Annotated in this window: 4 protein-coding genes; all 4 read left to right on the top strand. The window is 74.5% G+C overall.

All coding sequences use genetic code 11. From position 1 onward, the window contains the following. Nucleotides 1-150 precede the first annotated feature (150 nt). The 4 genes from K6U79_11095 to K6U79_11080 all read left to right on the top strand — a co-directional run bounded on the left by K6U79_11095 (nucleotide 151) and on the right by K6U79_11080 (nucleotide 4,798). On the top strand, nucleotides 151-630 hold the full coding sequence (locus tag K6U79_11095) for a cytidine deaminase (GenBank protein MCL6522898.1): 480 nt from the start codon (nucleotides 151-153) through the stop codon (nucleotides 628-630). Next, the gene (locus tag K6U79_11090; protein MCL6522897.1) at nucleotides 630-1,955 is read left to right on the top strand and encodes a thymidine phosphorylase; all 1,326 of its coding nucleotides are present in this window, start codon (nucleotides 630-632) and stop codon (nucleotides 1,953-1,955) included. Before K6U79_11095 ends, K6U79_11090 begins: the two co-directional genes overlap by 1 nt. A 93-nt stretch (nucleotides 1,956-2,048) precedes the next feature. Further along, complete coding sequence (locus K6U79_11085; protein MCL6522896.1) at nucleotides 2,049-2,537, top strand: Lrp/AsnC family transcriptional regulator; 489 nt, start codon at nucleotides 2,049-2,051, stop codon at nucleotides 2,535-2,537. A gap of 188 nt (nucleotides 2,538-2,725) precedes the next feature. Further along, entirely contained in the window at nucleotides 2,726-4,798 is a 2,073-nt protein-coding gene (locus tag K6U79_11080) for an elongation factor G (protein ID MCL6522895.1), read from the top strand. Nucleotides 4,799-4,835: the final 37 nt, after the last annotated feature.

The following is a 4,835-nucleotide window of genomic DNA, read 5'->3' as shown; positions in this document are numbered from 1 at the left end:
GGCTGGAGGGCGGCGCCTCGCGGCTGGCCCGCGTAGTAACATAGGCGGCGGCGCGGGGCCCCGCCCTGCGGCAGGCCGCGCGCCCGGGGGAGGTGCGCGGGCGTGGAGGGCGAGGCGACGGCCCCGGGGAAGGGGCCGGAGGTGGAGGGCCTGGGCGCCGCGGAGGCGGCCGGGCTGCTGGAGGCGGCGCGGAGGGTGGCGGAGAACGCCTGGGCTCCCTATTCGCACTTCCACGTGGGGGCGGCCGTGCTCGACGGGGCGGGCCGCCTCTTCACGGGTTGCAACGTGGAGGTGGCCTCCTACCGCCTCACCACCTGCGCCGAGCAGGCGGCGGTGGCGGCCGCGGTGGCGGCCGGAGCCCGGCGGATCCGGGCGGTGGCGGTGGTCTCGCCGGAGCGGCCGGAGTGCCTGCCCTGCGGCGCCTGCCGCCAGACGCTGGCGGAGTTCGCGGGGGAGGATCTTCCCGTCCTGCTGGAGGCGCCGGAGGGTGGCGTCGAGGTGCTCCGCCTGGGCGAGCTCCTGCCCAGACTCTTCCGCCTGGAGGACGGGGAGGGAGGGGCCGGGGGAGCCGCCGGGGAGCGGACCGGCACGGGCCTCCCGGAGCCGGGACCGGGAGGCGACCGGCCGTGATGCGTCCGGCGGACTTCATCGAGGCCAAGAAGCGCGGCCTGGAGCACCGGGCCGGGGAGATCGCGGACTGGATCCGGGCCTTCATGGCGGGCGAGGTGAGCGACGCCCAGATGGCCGCCTGGATGATGGCCGTGGTCTGGCGCGGCATGAGCCCGTCGGAGACGGCCGCGCTGACGGAGGCCATGGCCGCCTCGGGCTCGCGCCTCGACCTCTCCGCGCTGCCGGGCCCGCACGTGGACAAGCACAGCACGGGCGGCGTCGGCGACAAGGCGACGCTCCTGGTGGTACCGCTCCTGGCGGCGCTGGGCCTGCCGGTGGTCAAGCTCTCCGGTCACGGGCTGGGGCACACGGGCGGCACTCTGGACAAGCTGGAGTCGATTCCCGGCTTCCGGACCGCGCTGGAGCCCTCCGAGGCGGTGGCGCAGGCGCGCCGCATCGGCCTCGTGGTGGCCGGCCACTCCGCCAGCCTGGCGCCGGCGGACGCGCGCATGTACGCCCTGCGCGACGTCACCGCCACCGTCGACTCGCTCCCCCTCATCACCGCCAGCATCCTTTCGAAGAAAATGGCCGGGGGAGCCGACGCGGTGGTGGTGGACGTCAAGGTGGGGGCGGGCGCCTTCCTTCCCGGCGAGGCGGAGGCGCGTCGCCTGGCGGAGAGCCTGGTGGCCACGGGCGCCCGCCTCGGCCTGGCCGTCCGCTGCGTGCTGACCCGCATGGAGGAGCCGCTGGGGAGGACGGTGGGCAACGCCGTCGAGGTGCGCGAGGCGGTGGAGGCGCTGCGCGGGCAGGCGGAGCCCGGTCTGCGCGCCTGCGCCGAGGCGCTGGCCGCCGAGGCGCTCGTGATGGCCGGGCGGGCGGCCGACCCGGAGGAGGCGCGGGCCCGCGTGGCCGAGGTCTGGCGCCGGGGAGAGGCGCTGGAGCGCTTTGCACGCATGGTGGAGGCGCAGGGCGGCGACCCGCGCGTGGTCGACCAGCCCGAGCGCCTGGAGCTGGCCCCCGTCCAGGCCGAGCTGGCCGCGCCCGCGGACGGCTGGCTGGAGCGCCTCGACGCCCGCCGGGTGGGCGAGGCGGTGATGGCGCTGGGCGCGGGCCGGCGGCACGAGGGCGAGCGCGTCGACCACGGCGTCGGCGCCGAGGTGCTGGCCAAGGTGGGCGAGCGGGTGGAGGCGGGCCAGCCGCTCCTCCGGCTGCGCGCGCGCGACCGGGAGGCGGCCGGGGAGGCGCTCCGGCACATCGCGGCGGGCGTCCGGATCGCGGCCGAGCCGGTGGGTTCCCCCGACTGGGTGCTGTCGATCGTGCGGAATCCGGCAAAGGAGTTAGAATAAGGGGACGGAAAGCGTAGAAGCGCGGCGGGCGACGACCGCCGCCCGCAAGCCCGGCGCCAGCCGGGCGGCAGCCGACGCGAGGAGGCCACGGGCATGGTGGATCTGGACCGGACGGAGCGCGAGATGATCCTTCTCCTCCAGGAGGACGGGCGCATGTCCTTCGTCGACCTGGCGCGACGCATCGGCGTGACCGAGGGGACCATCCGGAGGAAGTTCCAGCGCCTGGTCCAGGAGGGGATCATCCACATCGCGGCGGTCTCGGACCCCTTCCGGATCGGCTTCAACACACCGGCGCTGATCGGCATCAACGTGGAGACGCAGAGGTTCGAGTCGGTCGTCCAGGCGCTCTGCGCCCTGCCGCGGGTCCGCTACGTCGCCGCCGCCACGGGCGACTTCGACATCCTGGTGGAGGCCTACTTCGCCTCCAACGAGGAGCTCTCGCGCTTCCTCATCGAGGATCTGGCCGGCATCGAAGGGATCGTCGACACCGCCACCTCGCTGGAGTTGAAGATCTACAAGCAGAGTTTCGCCTGGGGCGTGGCCGGCCACCGGCCCGAGCCCTCCCTGGCCGGGCGGGGCTGAGCGGCTCTCCGGCCCGGCAAGCGGTCGGCCGGGGATCGCCTGCCGGCAGAAGTTGCGATCCTCCCCCGGCAGGGAACGGCGCGGCGGACACGAACGGACTCAGCAGCATCTGGGTCGGGGCCGAGGCGGCGGAAGCGTGCGTCCCGGGTCCCCGGGGGCTCGGCCTCCGATCCGAGGGGGGCTGAGCCATGAGCAGATCGGAGCCTTGCAACCTCGCCCTCGTCGGCCATTCGGGTTCCGGCAAGACCACCCTGGCGGAGTCGATCCTGGCGCTGGCCGGGGCGGTGGGCCGGCGGGGGCGCGTGGAGGACGGCACCGCCACCCTGGACTTCGAGCCGGAGGAAGTCCAGCGCAAGATCTCGCTCTTCACCGGCTTTGCCACCCTGCGCTGGCGCGACCGGCCGCTCACCCTCCTCGACGCCCCCGGCTACTTCGACTTCGCCGCCGAGATGCTGGCCGCTCTCCACGCCGCCGACGCGGCGCTGCTGGTGGTGGACGCCTCTTCCGGGCCGCAGGTGGGCGGGCTGCAGGCCTGGAGCCGCGCGGCGGAGGAGCGCCTCCCCCGCTTCGTCCTGGTGAACAAGATGGATCGCGAGCACGCCGCCTTCGACACGGCGCTGGAGCCGCTCCGGCGCCTGGCGGGCTCGCGCCTGGTGCCCCTTACCCTTCCCGTCGGCGCCGAGACCGCCTTCCGGGGCGTGCTGGACGTGCTCACCGGCCAGGCCTGGGGCCGCCGCGACGGGCGGCGCATCGAGATCGAGGCTCCCGCCGACCTCCTGGAGGAGGCGGCCGGCTACCGTCAGCAGCTGCTGGAGCTGGCCGCCGAGCAGGACGAGGCGACGCTGGAGCGCTACCTGGAGCAGGGCGTGCTGGCCCCGGAGGAGCTGGAGCGCGGACTGGCCGCCGCGGTCCAGGCGGGCGACCTCGTGCCGGTGCTGGCTTTGGCGGGCGCCGCCGACCTGGGCGTGGAGGAGGCGCTGGAGGCCATCCTGCGTCTCGCCCCCGGGCCGGAGGCGCGCGCCCGCGCGCTCCGCGCCGTCTCCGCCGACGGGAGTGCGGCGGAGCTGATCGGCGCCGCCGACGGACCGCTCTGCGCGCAGGTGGTCAAGACGCAGACCGACCCCTATGTCGGGCGTCTCTCGGTGCTGCGCGTCTTCCAGGGAAGACTGCGCGCCGACTCGCAGGTCTGGAACTCCAGCCGCGAGGCGCCCGAGCGGGTGGGGCAGCTCTTCCTGTTGAAGGGCAAGGAGCAGCAGGCGGTCCAGGAGGCGGGTCCGGGCTCCATCGTGGCCGTGGCCAAGCTGGCCGTCACGCAGACGGGCGAGACGCTGAGCAGCGGCGAGGCACGGCTCCGCCTGCCGCCGCCGCCGGTGCCTGAGCCGGTCTTCACGGTGGCCGTCCAGCCCAAGGCGCGCGGCGACGAGGAGAAGGTGGGCGCGGGCCTGGCCCGGCTGGTGGAGGAGGACCCCTCGCTGCGCGTGCAGCGGAACAACGAGACGCATCAGGTGCTGGTGGCGGGCCTGGGCGACGTCCACCTGGAGGTGCTGCGCGACCGGCTGCGCAGGAAGTTCCAGGTGGAGGTGGAGCTGGCCGAGCCGAAGGTGGCCTTCCGCGAGACCATCCGCAAGCACGCCCGGGCCGAGGGCAAGCACAAGAAGCAGACGGGCGGTCACGGCCAGTACGGCCACGTCTTCCTCCAGCTGGACCCTCTGCCGGAGGCCGACTTCGAGTTCGTCGACAAGATCTTCGGCGGCGCCGTCCCCCGCCAGTACATCCCGGCGGTGGAGAAGGGCGTTCGCGAGACCATGGCCGAGGGCGTGCTGGCTGGCTACCCGGTGACGCACGTGCGCGTCACCCTGGACGACGGCTCCTACCACCCGGTGGACTCCTCCGAGATGGCCTTCAAGATCGCGGCCTCCCTCGCCTTCAAGAAGGCCTTCCACGAGGCCGACCCGGTGCTCCTGGAGCCGGTGGACGAGGTGACCGTCACCGTCCCCGAGGAGTACCTGGGCGACGTGTTGGGCGACCTCAACCGGCGCCGCGGGCGGGTGCTGGGCATGGACCGCGAGGGCGAGCTGCAGGTGGTGCATGCCGAGGTGCCGGAGACGGAGATGCTCCGTTACGCCGTCGACCTGCGCTCCATGACCCGCGGCTGGGGACGCTTCCAACAGCGCTTCGTACGCTACGAGGAGATGCCCGCCTTCATCGCCCAGCAGGTGATCGAGCGGAGCCGGCAGCTGAGCGGCGTGGGCGCGGAGTGAGCGGGCGCCGCACGGCGCCGAGGAGCGGGGGGCGCCC

The organism is Bacillota bacterium, from assembly GCA_023511835.1.
Lineage (GTDB): Bacteria > Bacillota > Sulfobacillia > JAIMAT01 > JAIMAT01 > JAIMAT01.
Note: the sequence above shows the minus strand (reverse complement) of the source record. Positions and strands in the feature narration are given on the sequence as shown.